The sequence below is a fragment of the Mesorhizobium sp. M4B.F.Ca.ET.143.01.1.1 genome (assembly GCF_004792275.1).
In the GTDB taxonomy this organism is placed as follows: domain Bacteria; phylum Pseudomonadota; class Alphaproteobacteria; order Rhizobiales; family Rhizobiaceae; genus Mesorhizobium; species Mesorhizobium abyssinicae.
In genome coordinates this window covers 264623-281098 of the sequence record NZ_SRSR01000005.1, presented here as the reverse complement: position 1 = coordinate 281098, position 16476 = coordinate 264623, and the positions used below count along the sequence as shown (strand labels likewise).

Sequence of the window (16476 nt, the reverse complement as noted above, 5' to 3'; positions counted from 1 at the left end):
TGCTATTCCCGAATGAAGGAGAAGCGTCGCTCCAGCCGACGGCTGGCCAGCGAAAGCGCGTAATTCACGGCGAAGTAGACCAGCGCGCCGAGGATATAGAGCGGCATCGCCTCGTAGGTGCGGCCGATGACCTGGTTGATCGCCTGCATCAGGTCGGTGATGCCGAGCAGCGAGACCAGCGCGCTGCCCTTGACCGCGTCGGTGACGCCGTTGATCCAGGGCGGCAGGAAGCGCCTGAAGGCCTGGGGAAAGATGACGTAGGTCAGCCGCTGGCGAAAGGTCAGCCCGATCGCCATCGCTGCTTCGGACTGGCCCTTGGGGATCGAGCCGACGGCGCCGCGCACATACTCGACCACCTGCGCCGTCTTGAACAGCGTCAGCGCCAGCACCGCGGCCCAGAAGGACTGCAGATGAAGCCCGACCGCCGGCATGCCGTAATAGACGAAGAACATCAGCACCAGGATCGGGATGCCACGGATAGTGTCGCTGAAGATGCGCACCGCCCAGCGCAGCGGGGCGGGGCCATAGACCAGGCCGACGCCCAACAGGACACCGGCGATGAGCGAAAGCACCACGACCAGCAGCGACACCCACAGGGTGATGGCGAAGCCTTGAGCGAGGAACGGGACGGCGTAGAGGATTTGGCTCAGCATGTCAGCGCGCCGCCCTGAACCGGCGCTCGACGAGCCTGAGCGCGAAAAGCAGCGCATAGCCGGTCACCAGATACATCGCCGTGGTGACCAGGTAGACTTCGACGATGCGGAAGGTGTTGAAGTTGATCCACTGCGCGCCGTAGGTGAGTTCGGGCACCGAGATGACCGAGGCGATCGAGGTGTCCTTGAACAACGAGATGAAGGTGTTGGAGAGCGCCGGCAGCGTGATGCGCAGCATCGTCGGCAGGCGCACATGGAGCAGCCGCTGCCAGGGCGTGAGGCCGATCGCCTTGCCGGCATCCAATTGGCCGCGCGGCACGGCCTCGAGGCCGGAGCGGAACACCTCGACCAGATAGGCGCCGCTATAGACCGACAGCGTCAGCACGAACGAGGTCGGCGCGCTGTAGGCGATGTCGATCACCGTCGGCAGTCCGTAGAAGACCAGATAGACGAGCAGGATCAGCGGCACGTTGCGGATGAACTCGACATAGGCGGCGATGATCGCCCGCACCGTGCGTCCGGCCGAAACGTACCAGACCGCCAGCACCAGCCCGATGACGATGCCGATGGCGATCGAGATCACGGCAAGCTCGAGGCTGAGCAGCAGCCCGCCCCAGAGCTTGTCGAAATGGCGCCAGATCAGGTTGAAGTTGAGCGCGTAGCCCATGTGCTGCAGCCTCAAGACTTCCGCCGCGGCGCGAACAGGTCGCGCCGCGCTGGAAGGGAATGGAAGGGCGCGCCAGGCGCCCTTTCTGCGAACGGCATCAGATGACCGGGAAGCCCGGATGACGCGCCGGCGGCTCCAGCCCGAAATAGTCCTTGAACGCCGCGTCGTAGAGCGCGGTTTCGTGGCCGAACATGGCGATGGTGAAGGTCTGGTTGACGTAGGTCAGCCAGTCGAGATCGCCTTGCCGGAGTGCCGCGCCGTAGAGCATCGAGTACCAGCTCTTGCCGGCGTCGAAATATTTGTCGGGATTGCGCGAGGCGAGCCAGCGCACCGTGGAAAGATCGACGGCGGCGGCGTCGACGCGCTTGGATTCCAGCGCCTGCAGCACATTGGCCTGGGTGTCGATCTGCATCACCTGAGCATCTGGCAGGGCGTAATGGACCGAGGTCTCGGCATCGACGTTCTGCAGGATGGAAATGCGGGTCGCCGAGCCGGCGGCGAGCAGCTTGTCGAAGGTCTTGTTCTCGGCGGAAGGAAGCGTCAGCAGGGCGACGCCTTCGACGTAGTAGGGCCGCGAGAAGTTGATCAGCTGCGAGCGCTGCGCCGTCATGGTCATGAACTGGATGGTGATGTCGACCTTGTTGGTGGTCACGTTCGGAATGCGCTGCGCCGGGTCCTGCATGACGAACTCGACCTTGGTCGGGTCGTCGAACAGGCCCTTGGCCAGGATCCGGCCCATGGTGATGTCCATGCCGACAAGCTCGCCGGCATCGTTCTCGAAGTGCCAGGGCGCGTTGGTGCTGCCGGTGCCGACGATCAGCTTGCCGCGATCGAGCACGGTGCGCAGCAGGCTGTCGGGCGCCGCCTGAGCCGCCGCCTTCTTGGCATCGACCGTTGCGGCCGCGGCTACCACGCCGGCCGTTGCCAGCCCCGCCATTCCCAGTTTCAGAAAATCACGTCTTTTGGATGTGTCGTTCACGGCGACCTCCTTTCGTGTTGTGTTCCCCAGTGGACGAGCGATACACGCGTCGGTGATCGACAAGGCGATTGTCTCTTACAAGAGACGCGTGTATCCTGTACAAGACAATACTAACATCAGGAATCGACAATGCAAGATGGCGAAACACTCGCGGAGTGGCAGACCGGAACGGACGAGGAGAAGCCCGCGAACTCACGCGAGAAGGGCCTCAACCGGGTGCTGCACATTCTGGACTTCCTGCACGCCACCCAGCGCGCGATCGGCATAGGCGAGCTGGCCAAGGGGGTGAACGCGCCGCGATCGACGACCTACACGCTGGTGCGCGAGCTGGTCGACGCCGGGCTGCTGGAGCTGACCGGCGACGGCAACCGGGTCTATTTCGGCAAGAAGCTCTACCTCTATGGAATGGCCTATATGCGCGGCAACGACATGCTGCGGCGCGGGCGGCAGGAGGTCGACACGCTTTCGCACGAGACGGGCGAGACATCCGAATTGTGCATGCTGCAGAGCGGCCGCTACACGATCATCCATTCCAGTCCCGGCACGAGGCCGTTCCGCATCAGCTCGGCCACCGGCCTGCAGATACCGCTCCCCTGGACCGCTTCCGGCAGGCTGCTGCTTGCGGGCTTCGACCGGGACCGGATCGAAGCCATGGTATCCGAGGCCGACCTCATCCTGCCGGATGGCCGCAAGCTCAAGCTCGACGATTTCATCGACGACATCGGCAAGGCGCGGGCCACCGGCTATTGCGTGACCTCCGGGCTCGTCGACGCCTACACCAAGTGCCTGGCAGCGCCGGTATTTTCGGCGCCGGGCAAGGTCGAGGCAACGATGTGCCTTGTCGTTCCGATAGACACATCCGAGGAGCGGACAGCCGAACTCATCGCTCTGCTGCGCGAGCGCGCGGCACGGCTGTCGATCGCGGCGTGAGCCGATCGGGCCGGGACGCCCGGCCGCGCGTCAGGCGATGATGTCGGGGATGATGCGGTCTTCCAGCGCCATCAGCCGGTCCTTGAGGAAGAGTTTCTTCTTCTTCATGCGCTGAATCTGCAGGGGGTCGCAGCCGGTGGCGATCATCGCATTGATGGCGGCGTCGAAATCGGCGTGTTCCTGCTTCAGGCGGGAAAATTCGAGCCGGATCTCGGCCTGTTCCTGTTCGGACATTCTCTACCGTCTGCACGTCTGCGGCGCCCAAGAGATGGGCCTGATTGGGCGGGGCCGGTGGGATTTTGCAACCGGCGGGCCGCTCATATCACATTTCACATTGTCGTGGAATGCTACCACGCGGCATTCGACATCGAGATCGGTTGGTGGCAGAGTGTCATCGTGCTGTCACAGATGCGGACTGGCGGTGGGCGCATTTTGGCGGCTGCAATCGAGGAAAATCATGAAAGGGAGAACCAATCATGTCTCTTGCATCCCATCTTGATGAGTTGCAGCGGAAACACGGTGACATCGAGCGCGAGATCACCGATGCGATGAACCATCCGTCGGTCGACGACCTCGAAATCGTGAATCTCAAGCGGCGCAAGCTGGCAATCAAGGACGAGATTGAAAAGCTGAAGGCGAAACCGACGACGCACTGACGCTCCTTTAACAAAGCCGCGCCGCCTTTGGTGCGATCATCTCTCCGGTGGCAGCCTGTCGCCGGAGATGTTTCCTTCTTTATCCCGATAAAGGTTCCCACGGCTTAAGGCATGCGGATCGCGTGCCTCGGGCGCCATATGTCGGACCGTTCTCGCCATTCATCTCTGGCATGCGGGTGGCCGGCAGCCGGCCGCCGCGGTGCGCAACGGTCGCATCGCCGCCCCGCCAATTTGCGGCTTCCGCTCGGCCGTTGCCATTGACAAGCCATCTTTGCTCCTCCACCTCATGCCCGGACCCTTGAGCATACTGCTCTGAGCAAAAGGCAGCCGGCATGACCGGATATTTTTCCTCTCCCTTCCCGCGCCGGACATCGGTCGGCGTTTCCGTCGGCGGCGTGGTCGTCGGTGGCGGCGCGCCGGTCGTCGTGCAGTCGATGACCAACACCGACACCGCCGACATCGACCAGACCGTCGCCCAGGTCGCGGCGCTGCACCGCGCCGGCTCCGAGATCGTGCGCATCACCGTCGATCGCGATGAAAGCGCCGCCGCCGTGCCGGCCATCCGCGACCGGCTGGCGCGGCTCGGCATCAATGTGCCGCTGGTCGGCGATTTCCACTATATCGGCCACAAGCTGCTCGCCGATCATCCGGCCTGTGCCGAGGCGCTGGCCAAATACCGCATCAACCCCGGCAATGTCGGCTTCAAGGACAAGAAGGACCGGCAGTTCGCTGCGATCGTCGAGATGGCGATCAAATACGACAAGCCGGTGCGCATCGGCGTCAACTGGGGCTCGCTCGACCAGCAGCTGCTGACGCGACTGATGGACGAGAACCAGGCCCGGGGCTTTCCGCTGACCGCGCAGGAGGTGACGCGCGAGGCGATCGTGCAGTCGGCGATCCTGTCGGCCGAAATGGCCGAGGAGATCGGCCTTGGCCGCGACAAGATCATCCTGTCGGCCAAGGTCAGCGGCGTGCAGGACCTGATCGCCGTCTACGCCGAGCTTGCCACCCGCTCCAACCATGCGCTGCATCTCGGCCTGACCGAGGCCGGCATGGGCACCAAGGGCATCGTTGCCTCGTCCGCCGCCATGGGCATCCTTCTGCAGCAAGGCATCGGCGACACCATCCGCATCTCGCTGACGCCGGAGCCGAACGGCGACCGCACCCGCGAGGTGCAGGTGTCGCAGGAACTGCTGCAGACGATGGGCTTTCGCCAGTTCGTGCCGATCGTCGCGGCCTGCCCCGGCTGCGGCCGCACGACGTCCACCGTATTCCAGGAACTGGCGCAGAACATCCAGGCCGACCTGCGCAAGAACATGCCGGTGTGGCGCGAAAAGTATCCCGGCGTGGAAAACCTCAAGGTCGCGGTGATGGGCTGCATCGTCAACGGTCCGGGCGAATCCAAGCATGCCGATATCGGCATTTCGCTGCCCGGCACCGGCGAGACGCCGACGGCGCCGGTATTCGTCGACGGCAAGAAGGCGGCGACCTTGCGCGGCCCGTCGATCGCCCAGGATTTCGAGAAGATGGTCGCCGACTATATCGAGCAGCGCTACGGACGCGGCAAGGCAGCGGCAGAGTAGATCCGATGCGGCGTTTCCTCAGGGCGACGCTGATCCTGTTGTGCGGGGCAGGCTGGGTGACCATCGCTCAAGCCGATCCGCCGCCGTCGGCCAAGCAGCGACTCATCGGCAAGGTCTGCAATCTGATCGAGGCGCATGCCGTCGGCAACGGCCTGCCCAAGGACTTCTTCGCCCGGCTGATCTGGAAGGAAAGCCGCTTCGATCCCAATGCGGTGAGCCCCGTCGGCGCCGAGGGCATTGCCCAGTTCATGCCGGGCACGGCCAAGATGCGGGGACTGGCCAACCCCTTCGACATCGAGCAGGCGATCCCCGCCTCGGCGAAATACCTTGCCGAGATGAAGGTCAGCTACGGCAATCTTGGCCTTGCCGCCGCCGCCTACAATGCCGGCGAGAACCGGGTGTCGCGCTGGCTCGGCTCCGGCGGCTTCCTGCCGATGGAGACCGAGAGCTATGTCTTCGATGTCATGGGCGAGGCGGTCGACAAATTCTCGGATAGTTCCTATGCCGGCAAGATCGAGCCGCTCGATGCCAAGGCAAGCTTTGCCGCCGCCTGCCGCAAGCTGCCGGTGATCATGTCGCAGACCGTTGCCATGGCCTCGATCAACGTCAAGCCCTGGGGCGTGCAGGTGGCCGGCAATTTCCGCCGCAGCGCCGCGGTCGGCCAATGGCTGAGGGTCAGGAGCCGTTTCCCGGCGCTGCTTTCCAATCATGATCCGGTGGTAAGCCGGGTGCGTACGCCGATCGGCCGGCGCGGCATCTACGCGGTGCGGATCGGCGCCGACAGCCGGGGCGAGGCGAATGGCATCTGCCAGAAACTGCACGGCGTCGGCGGCGCCTGCCTGGTGGTGCGCAATCGGTAAGGTAGGGCAAGGATTTGGAGAGGTCGGCGGGACAGCGCCCCCCTCTGTCCTGCCGGACATCTCCCCCACGAGGGGGGAGATTAGCCGCTTCGTTGATTGCGTTCGTCCCTCAACGCTGAAGATTGGCGAAAGCCGTGATGACAGCTAATCTCTCCACCCGTGGGGGAGATGGCCGGCAGGCCAGAGGGGGGCGCGAAGGAACTCGGCGGTAGGTTGTTGGTCGCAATCAGGTCCTAGCCTCACGCCGTCTTCACCGCCACCGTCTCGCTGAGCCAGGTGCCGATCTTGCTGCCGAGGCGGTCGGGCGAGATCGGCTTCGGCAGATAGTCGTCCATGCCGGCCTCGATGCACTTTTCGCGGTCGCCCTTCAGCGCGTGCGCGGTGACGCCGATGATCGGCGTGTGGTTGCCGCTCTGCCGTTCGATCTGGCGGATGGCGCCGGTCGCCTCGTAGCCGTTCATCTCGGGCATGGAGACATCCATCAGGATCAGCCTCGGCCGCAGCGCCTTGTACATCTCGACGGCCGTGCGGCCATTGCCGGCGATGCGGTAGCTTAGGCCGAGACCGTTGAGGATCTGGCCGAAGACCAGCTGGTTCACGTCATTGTCCTCGGCGATCAGGATGTCGATCGGGCCGTTCGCGGCGGTAGCCGGTTCCGGTGCGGCGGGCGCCGGCATGGCCGGACCGCGGATGACGGTGAAGGCGGGTGCGGGCGCTGCCTGCGGGGCGACCGCCTCGCGGACGAAGCGTGCCTTGCCGACCTGCGAGCGCGCCTTCTGGATGACCGAGATGACGGTGCCGAGCAGGACGGCCGAGCGCGCCGGCTTGGTCAGATGCGCGGCGATTCCGAAATCGATGACCATCTTGCCGAAATCGACCTGGTCGACCGAGGTCAGGATGACCACCGGGATTGCGGACATGCGGCTGTCGGCGGCAATCGCCTTGGCGACGTCGGCGCCGTTCATGCCCGGCATCTGATAGTCGAGGATGATGCAGTCTACGGCGGCGCCGAGCTGGCTGGCGCGATCGAGGAAGGCAAGGCCGACGGCGCCGCTTTCGGCGGCGGCGCAGTCGAAGCTCCAGCTTCGCAACTGCTCCAGCAGAATCTCGCGGTTGACCGGGTTGTCGTCGATGACCAGCACGCGGGCGCCGGTGACGTCGACCGGCACGATCTCGTCGCGCGAGTCCTGGCTGTGCGCCGGCAGCGGCACGGCGAACCAGAACACCGAGCCGCGGCCGATCTCGCTCTCGACGCCGATCTTGCCGCCCATCAGGTCGACAAGGCGGGCGGCGATCGCCAGGCCGAGGCCGGTGCCCTCATGACGGCGCGTCGAGGAGCCGTCGACCTGCGCGAACTTCTCGAACACGTTCTGCAGCTTCTCGGCCGGAATGCCGATGCCAGTGTCCTCGACGCGCACCTTGAGCTGGACGACGCCGTCCGTCACCTCGCCGCCGACATCGACCAGCACGTGGCCCTTCTCGGTGAACTTCACCGCGTTGCCGACCAGGTTGGTGACGATCTGGCGGAAGCGCCCGGCATCGCCGACGACGAAGGACGGCAGGCGCGGATCGACACGGACGATGAGCTCGATGTTCTTCTCGGCGACCCGCGCCGACACCAGCGTGGCCACATCCTCGACCGCTTCCGCCAGGCGGAAGGGCGCCGGGTCGAGCATCATCTGCCCGGCATTGATCTTGGAGAAGTCGAGGATGTCGTTGATGATGGTGAGCAGCGCGTTGCCGGACTTGACGATGACGTCGGTGAAGGTCTTCTGGCGCGTCGTCAGTTCGGTCTTGGCCAGAAGCTCGGCCATGCCGAGCACGCCGTTCATCGGCGTGCGGATCTCGTGGCTCATATTGGCCAGGAATTCCGACTTGGCGCGGTCGGCCGCCTCGGCCTTGAACAGCGAGGCGGCGGTCTCGGCGAAGGCGCGGCGGATCGCCTTTTCCATCGGCCTGAAGACCCAGAAGGCGACGATGGCGAGCACGGCGAACAACAGCCCGCTCGCCCACAGAAGCAGCCTGTCGCTGGCGGCGTCGGCCAGATGGCGCTCATTGTCCATCGCGGTGCGGACGCGAACCAGCATCGGCTGGGCAAACAGGTCGTTCTGGTTGCGGATCTCGCGGTAGCTCCATTCATCGACCTTCTGCGCCACCGACATCAGATTGAAGTTGCGCACCATGTCGCGTGCCGACCAGAACAGGTCGCCGTTGACGGACGTGGAATCGAGGTCGTTGACGGTGCTCTTCGACAGGCGCGGCCTGATGGCGGCAAGCTGGGCGGTCAAGGCCTCGATCTCGCCGGAGAGCCGCTCGGAATGGCCGCGCGCCGACGCCACCAGCCCATCGCGCGTCTCGGCACGCCAGGCGGTGCCGGTGGTCTCGGCGAAATTGGTGGCGTTGCGCAGATCGCGGCCGAAAATGACCAGATTGCTGCTCAGCGCGTCTACGTTGTGACGGAAGGAGTTGACCCGGTTGAGCGCGAACATGACCGCGGTGGAGGCCAGCGCGAAAATCAGCAATCCCGAGAGATAACGGACCCGGATCGACCGGATGAAGGAAGAATATTCCGGCATGCGCAACCCCAACACATACGCATAATTTTAATTGTCGGGATTACGCTTGATTTACATTAAGATTTCGTTCGCGCGGCAGTCGCCGCGCAGTTTGCTGAGGACGTCAAAATGCGGGCATTGGGCTTTTCGGCGATCGGCTTCGCTTCTGTGCTGCTGTCGACCTTCGCCTGGTGGGTCGCCGCCCCAAGTGGCGCGGCGGCAGCCACGACCACGAACCTCCAAGAATTGTGCCGACAGGTGAAGAACGACGACACGATCCGCCCCTATTCGCACGACCTTTACGACGGCACGCCCAAAGCGTTCAAAAAGCTGTTTCCGGACGCCAAAGCCGCGCCGCAGGAGTCCGAATTGCAGGCACAGGCCAGCTATCGCTGCATGAACGGCAAGGTGCTGGTCTGCTTCGTCGGCGCCAACCTGCCTTGCGCCAGGATGAACGCCGCGCGCGACAATCCCGGCGCGGATGGATTCTGCAACGCCAACCCGAATGACGACGTCGTGCCGGCCTTCGCGACCGGCCACGACGCCGTCTATTCCTACAAATGCCGGAACGGCAAGGCGGTGGTCACCGGCAACCCGTGGCAGCTCGACAAGCGCGGTTTTGCCGCCAAGCTGTGGACCACGCTTCCCGGCAACTGAAGCCGGCTAAACGGAAAGCATCACCTTGATCGCGCGACGTTCGTCCATGGCGCGGTAGCCTTCGGCGACTTCCGCCAGCGGCAGCTGCAGGTCGAAGACCTTGCCGGGCTTGATCCTGCCCTTGAGCACGCGATCCATCAGGTCGGGCAGGAAGCGGCGGACGGGCGCCGGGCCGCCGAGCATGCGCTTCTGGCCGAAGAACAGGCGCTGTCCGTCCAGGGAAACGTCATGCGGCACGCCGACATAGCCGATGGTGCCGCCGGGTCGCGAGACGGCCAACGCCTGGTCGAAGGATTCGGCCGTGCCGACGCATTCCAGCACCGAGTCGGCGCCGACGCCTCTGGTAAGGTCCTTGATGCGCGCCACGCCTTCCTCGCCGCGCTCGGCCACGATGTCGGTGGCGCCGAACTCGCGTGCGAGTCTCTGGCGGCTTGCGTGGCGGCTCATGGCGATGATGCGCTCCGCGCCCATCTCCCTCGCCGCAAGAACGCCCATCAGGCCGACGGCGCCGTCACCGACCACGACCACGGTCGATCCTTGCCGCACCTCGGCCGCGTCGGCCGCATACCAGCCGGTGCCGAGCACGTCCGAGACGGCCAAGAGGTCAGGCACCAGTTCGGCCGGTGGAACCTCCGCGGTAGCCACCAGCGTGCCGTCGGCCTGCGCCACGCGGGCGTAAGGCGCTTGCGCGCCCGACATGAACTCGCGCTGCACGCAGGAAGACTGGAAGCCGAAGCGGCAATGCGGGCAGGTGTTGTCGGAGAGGCAGAACGAGCCGACGACGAACTGGCCGGGGCGGACGTTACGCACCTCTGCGCCGACCTCGACGACGATGCCGCAATATTCGTGGCCCATGTGCATCGGGCCGTCCACCGGCTGCAGCCCGCGATAGGGCCACAGATCCGAACCGCAGATGCAACTCGCCGACAGCTTGATGATGGCGTCCGTCGGGTGAAGGATTTTCGGATCGGCGACTTCCTCGCAGCGGATGTCGCCGGGCTTGTGGAGAACGGTTGCGAGCATTTTTCTTCCTTTCGTTCGATCGGGATCAGGCGCCGTAATCGGCGTCGCTGACATGTTCCAGCCAGTCCACGGTCTTGCCGTCCCTGGGCTCCTGGACCGCGATGTGGACCATCGCGGTGTTGGGCGACGCGCCGTGCCAGTGTTTTTCGCCGGGCGCGAACCAGACGACATCGCCCGGCCGGATCTCTTCGACCGGACCGCCTTCGCGCTGCACACGGCCGAAGCCGGAGACGACGACCAGCGTCTGTCCCAGCGGATGCGTGTGCCATGCGGTGCGGGCGCCCGGCTCGAAGGTCACCTGAGCGCCCTGCACCCGCGCGGCATCGAAGGGATTGAAGAGCGAATCGATACGGACCGTGCCGGTGAACCAGTCCGAGGGGCCGTTGGCGGAGGGTCTCGTGCCGGCGCGAATAATGTCCATGGTGATCTCTCGTCTGATGCGTTCAATGTGGGCGGCCGCAGGGCGGTTGCGGGATCTTCGACCCAGTCGGCCGAGCCCGACCGGCGCGCCGGAGAGCCTCCTGCGCCGACTTGCGGGGAACATATTGCGGTCGACCTCGTTCGAATAGGCGATATAATCCGCATGGACTTATCGAGATTTGATATAAATCTGGTACAAGGAAGCGATGCAGCGCGACGGCATGAAGGATCTGCTCTGGTTCGTGGCGGTTGCGCGCGAGCGCAGCTTCACCAGGGCGGCGGCGAAGCTCGGAACCTCGCAGTCGACGCTCAGCCACACGATCAAGGAGCTGGAAGCGCGGCTGGGTGTTCGGCTGCTGACGCGCACGACGCGAAGCGTCGCGCCGACCGATGCGGGCGAGCGGCTCTACCAGTCGCTCGTGCCGCGTTTCGAAGAGATCGAAGCTGACCTCGCAAGCCTGGTGGCCTTTCGCGACAAGCCGTCGGGAACGGTCCGCATCACGCTCTCCGACCATGCGCTGCAGTCGACCGTCTGGCCAAAGCTCGAGCCGATGCTGCGCGACTATCCCGACCTCAATGTCGAGCTCTATAGCGACAACGGCATGCGCAACATCGTCGAGGAGCGCTTCGATGCCGGCGTGCGGCTCGGCGAGAGCATCGACAAGGACATGATCGCGGTGCGGATCGGCCCGGACTGGCGGCTGGTGGCCGTCGCCTCGCCAGACTATTTCGCTCGCCGCCCGGTGCCCAGGACGCCGCAGGATCTGGTCGCGCACGACTGCATCAACCTGCGGCTGACGACGTTCGGGGGCCTCTATGCGTGGGAATTCGCCAAGGACGGCCGCGATCTCAGGGTCCGGGTGGAGGGCCAACTCACCTTCAACTCGACCATCCCGATGGTCGACGCCGCGATCAGCGGCTCAGGCATCGCCTATGTGCCGGAAAGCCTTGTCAGCCGCCACATCGCCGAGGGACGGCTGACGCTGGTGCTCGGCGACTGGAGCCCGCCCTTCGCCGGCTATCATCTCTACTATCCGAGCCGGCGGCAGCTCTCGCCGGCATTGGCGGTGATCGTCGAGGCGCTGCGGCACCGGAGCTGAGGGGCAGGAGCTTGTTGGCCAAATCAGCCGCTGCCCGCCGTCGATGGTCTCGCCGGTCATGAACTCGCGCGGTCGACCCTTTCGGGTCATTGCCGCTCAGATCCGCGAGCGCACTTCGCCAGGGGACAGGCCGGCGAGGGTCTCCGCCGGTCAGCCGTCGCGGGTCGCCATCAATGCAGAGGCGATCCGCCAAGGTGCGCGCGTTTCGGGGCCTGGCTGTCAGCGAGATAGCGCCGTAGCGGGCGCGGGGCCGCGGCGATCGGCAGGACATCCGGCCGGAATTGTCGCATATGTCTCGGGCCGCGCTTTTGTTTGCGATTGCACCGCATCCGTGCAAGATTCACACCATGCCGGGAACGCAGACGGTCCCCGCTGGGTGATCCCCGGCCATGCATTTTTGACGGGCGACATGGCCAAAGAACCAAGCAAGAAACAAGGCCGTTCGGGAAGCGGCACGCGGGCAAACCGAACGCACGCCGCCGAGGAAGACGGCACCGATCGCCGCCCGAACGACGCGATTCCCGTCGTCGGGATCGGCGCCTCGGCAGGCGGCATCGAGGCGCTGGGCAGCTTCTTCGATGCCATGTCGGCCGACAGTGGTTGCGCCTTCGTCGTGGTGCTGCATCTCGACCCAAAGCGCGAAAGCGAGATGGCCCGGATTTTGAGCGGCCGCACCAGGATGCCGGTGGTGCAGGTCGAGGACGGCATGGCGATCGCACCAGACCATGTTTATGTGATCGCCCCCGATACCGACCTCAAATTGGTGAAGGGCGGTTTGAAAGTGTCGAGGCCGTCGCAACCTCGCGGCCAGCGGCATCCGGTCGATGTCTTGTTTGCTTCGATCGCCACCGAGCAGCGCGAGCGTTCGGTGGCGATCGTGCTTTCCGGCACCGGCAGCAATGGCACGGAAGGATTGAAGGAGATCCGGGCCGAAGGCGGCATGAGCCTGGTCCAGGCGCCGGAGACGGCCAAGTTCGACGGCATGCCACGCAGCGCGATCGCCGCCGGCCTTGCCGACCACGTGCTGGCCCCCGAAAAGATGGCGGCGACGCTGCTCGCCTATGTCCATCATGGCTATGTCTCCGCCCCGGCGGAGGTCGAACCGGTCGTCCCGAAGGGTGAGGCAACGATCGAGGACGTTCTGGAGATCCTGCGCGCCCGCGACGGACACGATTTCAGCAGCTACAAGCGCAACACGCTCAGGCGGCGCGTCCATCGTCGCATGGGACTGCGGAACATCGAGAAACTTGCCGATTACCTCGACGACCTGCGAACCAGTTCGGAAGAGGTGACCATGGTGGTCGCCGATCTGATGATCAGCGTCACCGGCTTCTTCCGCGACGCCGAGGCATGGAACGCGCTGGGCGAGCTGGTGATCGCACCTCTCGTGGCTGAGCGGGCGAGTGGCGAGTCGGTGCGTGTCTGGGTGCCCGCCTGCGCTACGGGCGAGGAAGCCTATTCGGTAGCCATGCTGATTGCCGAGCATGCGGAAGCCGCCGGCAAGCGCTTCGACCTGAAGGTGTTCGCCACGGACGCCCAGGAAGGCAATTTGCGCAAGGCGCGCGACGGCATCTACCCGACGGCGGCGCTGGCGGGTTTTCCGCCAGAGCGGGTCCGCCGCTTCTTCGAAAGGCTTGACGGGTCCTTTCAGGTCAGCAAGGACCTTCGCGACATGGTGGTGTTCGCCGCGCAGAACCTGCTGCGCGATCCGCCGTTCTCGCGATTGGACATCATTTCGTGCCGCAATTTCCTGATTTACCTGGAACCGGAGGCGCAGCAACGCGTCCTCGGCCAGTTTCATTTCGCCTTGCGTCCCGACGGGCATCTGTTTCTCGGCAATGCCGAGACAATCGGGCGGCATGACGATCTGTTCGAAACAGTTTCGAAGAAATGGCGGATATACCGCCGGCTCGGGTCTACCCGGCACGACCTCATCGACTATCGGCTGCCGCGCGGAGCGATCGGAACCGCCGCAGGGGCCGCCGCGCCGCCGTCCATGCCAGCGGAAAACGCCTCCGCACCTGTCGTCGACATAGCGCGCCGCGCTTTGCTGGAACGCTACGCTCCGGCCTCGGTGCTGATCGACCAGAAGGGGCGTGTCGTCTACTTCCACGGAACGACGCGCGACTATCTGGAACAGCCATCCGGGGAGCCGACCAGGGACATTCTGGCCATGGCGCGGGACGGTCTGGCGATCAACCTTCGCAGCGCGATACGCGACGCCTTGAAGAGCGACAAGAGCGTCACCGTCCAGGGCCGCCTGCACAGGAGCGGGTCGACGGATGTCGCCATGACAGTGGTGCCGCTGGCTGCTCAACCGCATGGCGGCAGATTCGCCCTGGTGAGCTTCGAGCCGGCTGCGCCAGCCGGCGAATCCAGGCAGCCGCCCGTTCGCGAAGATGCCAGCGAAACATCCTCCGGCGAGCGCGCGCTCCAGGAGGAGCTGGTTTCGATGCGCGCCGAGTTGCGCAACACCATCGAACATCTGGAGACCGCCAACGAGGAATTGAAGGCCTCGAACGAGGAAGCGACCTCGATGAACGAGGAGCTTCAGTCCACCAACGAAGAACTGGAAACCTCCAAGGAGGAGCTGCAGTCCTTCAACGAGGAACTGAACACCGTCAACAGCCAGCTCCAGCACAAGATCGCGGAGCTGGAGCGCAGTTCGAACGACCTGAACAATCTGCTGGCGGGTTCGGAAACGGCGACGTTGTTCCTCGACAACAAGCTGGCGATCAACTGGTTCGCGCCGGCGACAAAGGAACTTTTCGATCTGGTGACATCGGACGTCGGCCGGCCGATCGCCCACTTCGCCCGGAAGTTCTCCGACGACAAGCTTTTGTCGGACGCCGAGACGGTGCTGAGGAAACTCACCACCATCGAGGCCGAGGTGCCGAGCGATGCGGGGCGTTGGTACCTGCGGCGCATGCTTCCCTACCGGACGCGCGACAATCACATCGCCGGCGTCGTGATCACCTTCAACGACATCACCGAGCGCAGGGCAGCCGCCGAGGCGGGCAACGAGGCGAGGATCTATGCCGAGGCGATCGTCGGCACGGTGCGGCAGCCCTTGCTGGTCCTGGACGCCGAACTTCACGTCCAGTCGGCCAATGCGGCCTTCTATGAGCTGTTCAGGGTTGCGGCGAAGGACACCCTAGGCAGCCTGCTGTACGGTCTCGGCAACGGACAGTGGGACATCCCCGCGCTGCGAACGCTTCTCGACGAGGTGCTGTCGAAAAACCAGGAGGTGACCGACTACGAGGTCGAGCATGAATTTCGCGATATCGGGCGGCGCTCCATGCTGCTCAATGCCCGCAAACTGTCCCAGGCAGCCGGACGCGAGGAGCTTATCCTGCTCGCCATCGAGGACATCACCGAGCGCAGACAGTCGGAAAGACATCGCAAAACGCTCATGTCCGAACTCAACCACCGCGTCAAAAATACGCTGGCGGTGGTCCAGTCCATCGCTTCCCAGACCCTCGGCCACGCCTCGACGCTGGACGAAGCGCGGGAAGCGTTCGGCGCGCGGCTCATCAATCTCGCAAACGCGCAGAACATCTTGACGCGCGAAAACTGGCAGAGCGCGGATCTCGGCGACATCGTCTCCGATACGGTCAAGCCGCATGCGGGCGGAGAAAACCGCTTCCGGATCGAAGGTCCTCCCGTCCGGCTGGCGCCAGGCGCGGCGCTTGCAGTCTCCATGGCACTGCACGAACTCACCACCAACGCCGCCAAGTACGGCGCATTGTCGTCCGAGGAAGGCGATGTCGTGATCGTGTGGCAGGTAGAAGGCGAGAATGCCGATCGCCGGCTCGTCCTGCATTGGCAAGAGAGCGGCGGCCCTCCGGTTGCCAAACCGAAGAACAAGGGCTTCGGTTCGCGCCTGATAGAACGCGCCCTGGCGTCGGAACTCGGCGGCGAAGTGCGCGTTGACTACGCGTCGACTGGAATTGTGTGTACAATGATTGCCCCGCTACCCGCCGGGCAGATGCTTGGAGCACAGGGTGACCGGGCAGGCGAAACGGGTTCTGATTCTCGAGGATGAATTCCTCGTCGCCATGCTTTTGGAAGATCTTCTGCTCGAAATGGGACACCAGGTGGTAGGATCGCTTGCCCAGGTGGGCGAGGCCATGACGTTCGCCGACCAGGCGGATATCGACCTGGCCATCCTCGACATAAACCTCGCCGGCACAAAGTCGTTTCCCGTGGCTGAAATCCTGCGTCGGCGCGGCATCCCGTTCGTGTTCGCCACCGGCTACGGCTCCGACGGACTGACGGGCGATTTCGAAAACGAACTCACGCTCCAGAAGCCATACGACCCTGACGAGCTGAGGCGGACGATCGAGCAAGCGTCAGCGCGGGCCGGACTTCGGCAACACATCGAACCCTAGGG

At 64.6% G+C, this 16476-nt stretch carries 15 protein-coding genes; 8 read left to right on the top strand and 7 right to left on the bottom strand.

Annotated features, from left to right (window positions below; genetic code table 11):
- Positions 1 to 2 precede the first annotated feature (2 nt).
- The 3 genes from EN786_RS14975 to EN786_RS14965 all read right to left on the bottom strand — a co-directional run bounded on the left by EN786_RS14975 (position 3) and on the right by EN786_RS14965 (position 2299).
- Positions 3 to 653, bottom strand: a complete 651-nt coding sequence (locus EN786_RS14975) for an amino acid ABC transporter permease (protein WP_127287158.1) — start codon at positions 651 to 653, stop codon at positions 3 to 5.
- 1 nt (position 654) lies between these two features.
- Positions 655 to 1320 (bottom strand): amino acid ABC transporter permease, encoded by a 666-nt coding sequence (locus EN786_RS14970; RefSeq protein ID WP_126057930.1) that lies wholly within the window; start codon positions 1318 to 1320, stop codon positions 655 to 657.
- A 97-nt stretch (positions 1321 to 1417) separates the two neighbouring features.
- On the bottom strand, positions 1418 to 2299 hold the full coding sequence (locus EN786_RS14965) for a transporter substrate-binding domain-containing protein (protein ID WP_135908642.1): 882 nt from the start codon (positions 2297 to 2299) through the stop codon (positions 1418 to 1420).
- A gap of 129 nt (positions 2300 to 2428) precedes the next feature.
- Here EN786_RS14965 and EN786_RS14960 point away from each other — a divergent pair, with 129 nt between their 5' ends.
- Positions 2429 to 3229 carry an IclR family transcriptional regulator gene (locus EN786_RS14960; protein ID WP_127283442.1) on the top strand — a complete coding sequence of 267 codons (801 nt, stop codon included), beginning with the start codon at positions 2429 to 2431 and terminating at the stop codon, positions 3227 to 3229.
- 30 nt (positions 3230 to 3259) lie between these two features.
- Here the strand turns inward: EN786_RS14960 and EN786_RS14955 are convergent, their stop codons facing one another.
- Positions 3260 to 3463, bottom strand: a complete 204-nt coding sequence (locus tag EN786_RS14955) for a YdcH family protein (protein ID WP_126057933.1) — start codon at positions 3461 to 3463, stop codon at positions 3260 to 3262.
- Positions 3464 to 3705: 242 nt separating this feature from the next.
- Between EN786_RS14955 and EN786_RS14950 the strand changes: the two genes are divergently transcribed.
- The 3 genes from EN786_RS14950 to EN786_RS14940 all read left to right on the top strand — a co-directional run bounded on the left by EN786_RS14950 (position 3706) and on the right by EN786_RS14940 (position 6328).
- A complete protein-coding gene (locus EN786_RS14950; RefSeq protein ID WP_006203778.1) occupies positions 3706 to 3885 on the top strand; it encodes a YdcH family protein in 180 nt (59 codons plus the stop codon).
- A 332-nt stretch (positions 3886 to 4217) separates the two neighbouring features.
- On the top strand, positions 4218 to 5468 hold the full coding sequence (ispG, locus tag EN786_RS14945; protein ID WP_127283441.1) for a flavodoxin-dependent (E)-4-hydroxy-3-methylbut-2-enyl-diphosphate synthase: 1251 nt from the start codon (positions 4218 to 4220) through the stop codon (positions 5466 to 5468).
- Positions 5469 to 5473: 5 nt separating this feature from the next.
- Positions 5474 to 6328 carry a lytic transglycosylase domain-containing protein gene (locus EN786_RS14940; RefSeq protein ID WP_135908640.1) on the top strand — a complete coding sequence of 285 codons (855 nt, stop codon included), beginning with the start codon at positions 5474 to 5476 and terminating at the stop codon, positions 6326 to 6328.
- Positions 6329 to 6567: 239 nt separating this feature from the next.
- Here EN786_RS14940 and EN786_RS14930 read toward each other — a convergent pair whose 3' ends face one another.
- A complete protein-coding gene (locus EN786_RS14930) occupies positions 6568 to 8904 on the bottom strand; it encodes a response regulator (protein ID WP_127310517.1) in 2337 nt (778 codons plus the stop codon).
- 108 nt (positions 8905 to 9012) lie between these two features.
- Here EN786_RS14930 and EN786_RS14925 point away from each other — a divergent pair, with 108 nt between their 5' ends.
- Complete coding sequence (locus tag EN786_RS14925; protein WP_127310516.1) at positions 9013 to 9540, top strand: hypothetical protein; 528 nt, start codon at positions 9013 to 9015, stop codon at positions 9538 to 9540.
- A 6-nt stretch (positions 9541 to 9546) separates the two neighbouring features.
- On the opposite strand, the gene EN786_RS14920 is transcribed toward EN786_RS14925, so the two are convergent.
- Both EN786_RS14920 and EN786_RS14915 read right to left on the bottom strand, forming a co-directional pair.
- The gene (locus EN786_RS14920; protein WP_127310515.1) at positions 9547 to 10563 is read right to left on the bottom strand and encodes a zinc-dependent alcohol dehydrogenase family protein; all 1017 of its coding nucleotides are present in this window, start codon (positions 10561 to 10563) and stop codon (positions 9547 to 9549) included.
- A gap of 25 nt (positions 10564 to 10588) precedes the next feature.
- The gene (locus EN786_RS14915) at positions 10589 to 10984 is read right to left on the bottom strand and encodes a cupin domain-containing protein (protein WP_127310514.1); all 396 of its coding nucleotides are present in this window, start codon (positions 10982 to 10984) and stop codon (positions 10589 to 10591) included.
- A 205-nt stretch (positions 10985 to 11189) separates the two neighbouring features.
- Here EN786_RS14915 and EN786_RS14910 point away from each other — a divergent pair, with 205 nt between their 5' ends.
- From EN786_RS14910 to EN786_RS14900, 3 genes are all read left to right on the top strand, one after another.
- Complete coding sequence (locus EN786_RS14910; protein ID WP_127310513.1) at positions 11190 to 12083, top strand: LysR family transcriptional regulator; 894 nt, start codon at positions 11190 to 11192, stop codon at positions 12081 to 12083.
- 409 nt (positions 12084 to 12492) lie between these two features.
- Positions 12493 to 16128: a chemotaxis protein CheB gene (locus tag EN786_RS14905; protein WP_189340543.1), complete on the top strand. Its 3636-nt coding sequence runs from the start codon at positions 12493 to 12495 to the stop codon at positions 16126 to 16128.
- Positions 16088 to 16474: a response regulator gene (locus tag EN786_RS14900; RefSeq protein WP_127283433.1), complete on the top strand. Its 387-nt coding sequence runs from the start codon at positions 16088 to 16090 to the stop codon at positions 16472 to 16474. Before EN786_RS14905 ends, EN786_RS14900 begins: the two co-directional genes overlap by 41 nt.
- Positions 16475 to 16476 lie beyond the last annotated feature (2 nt).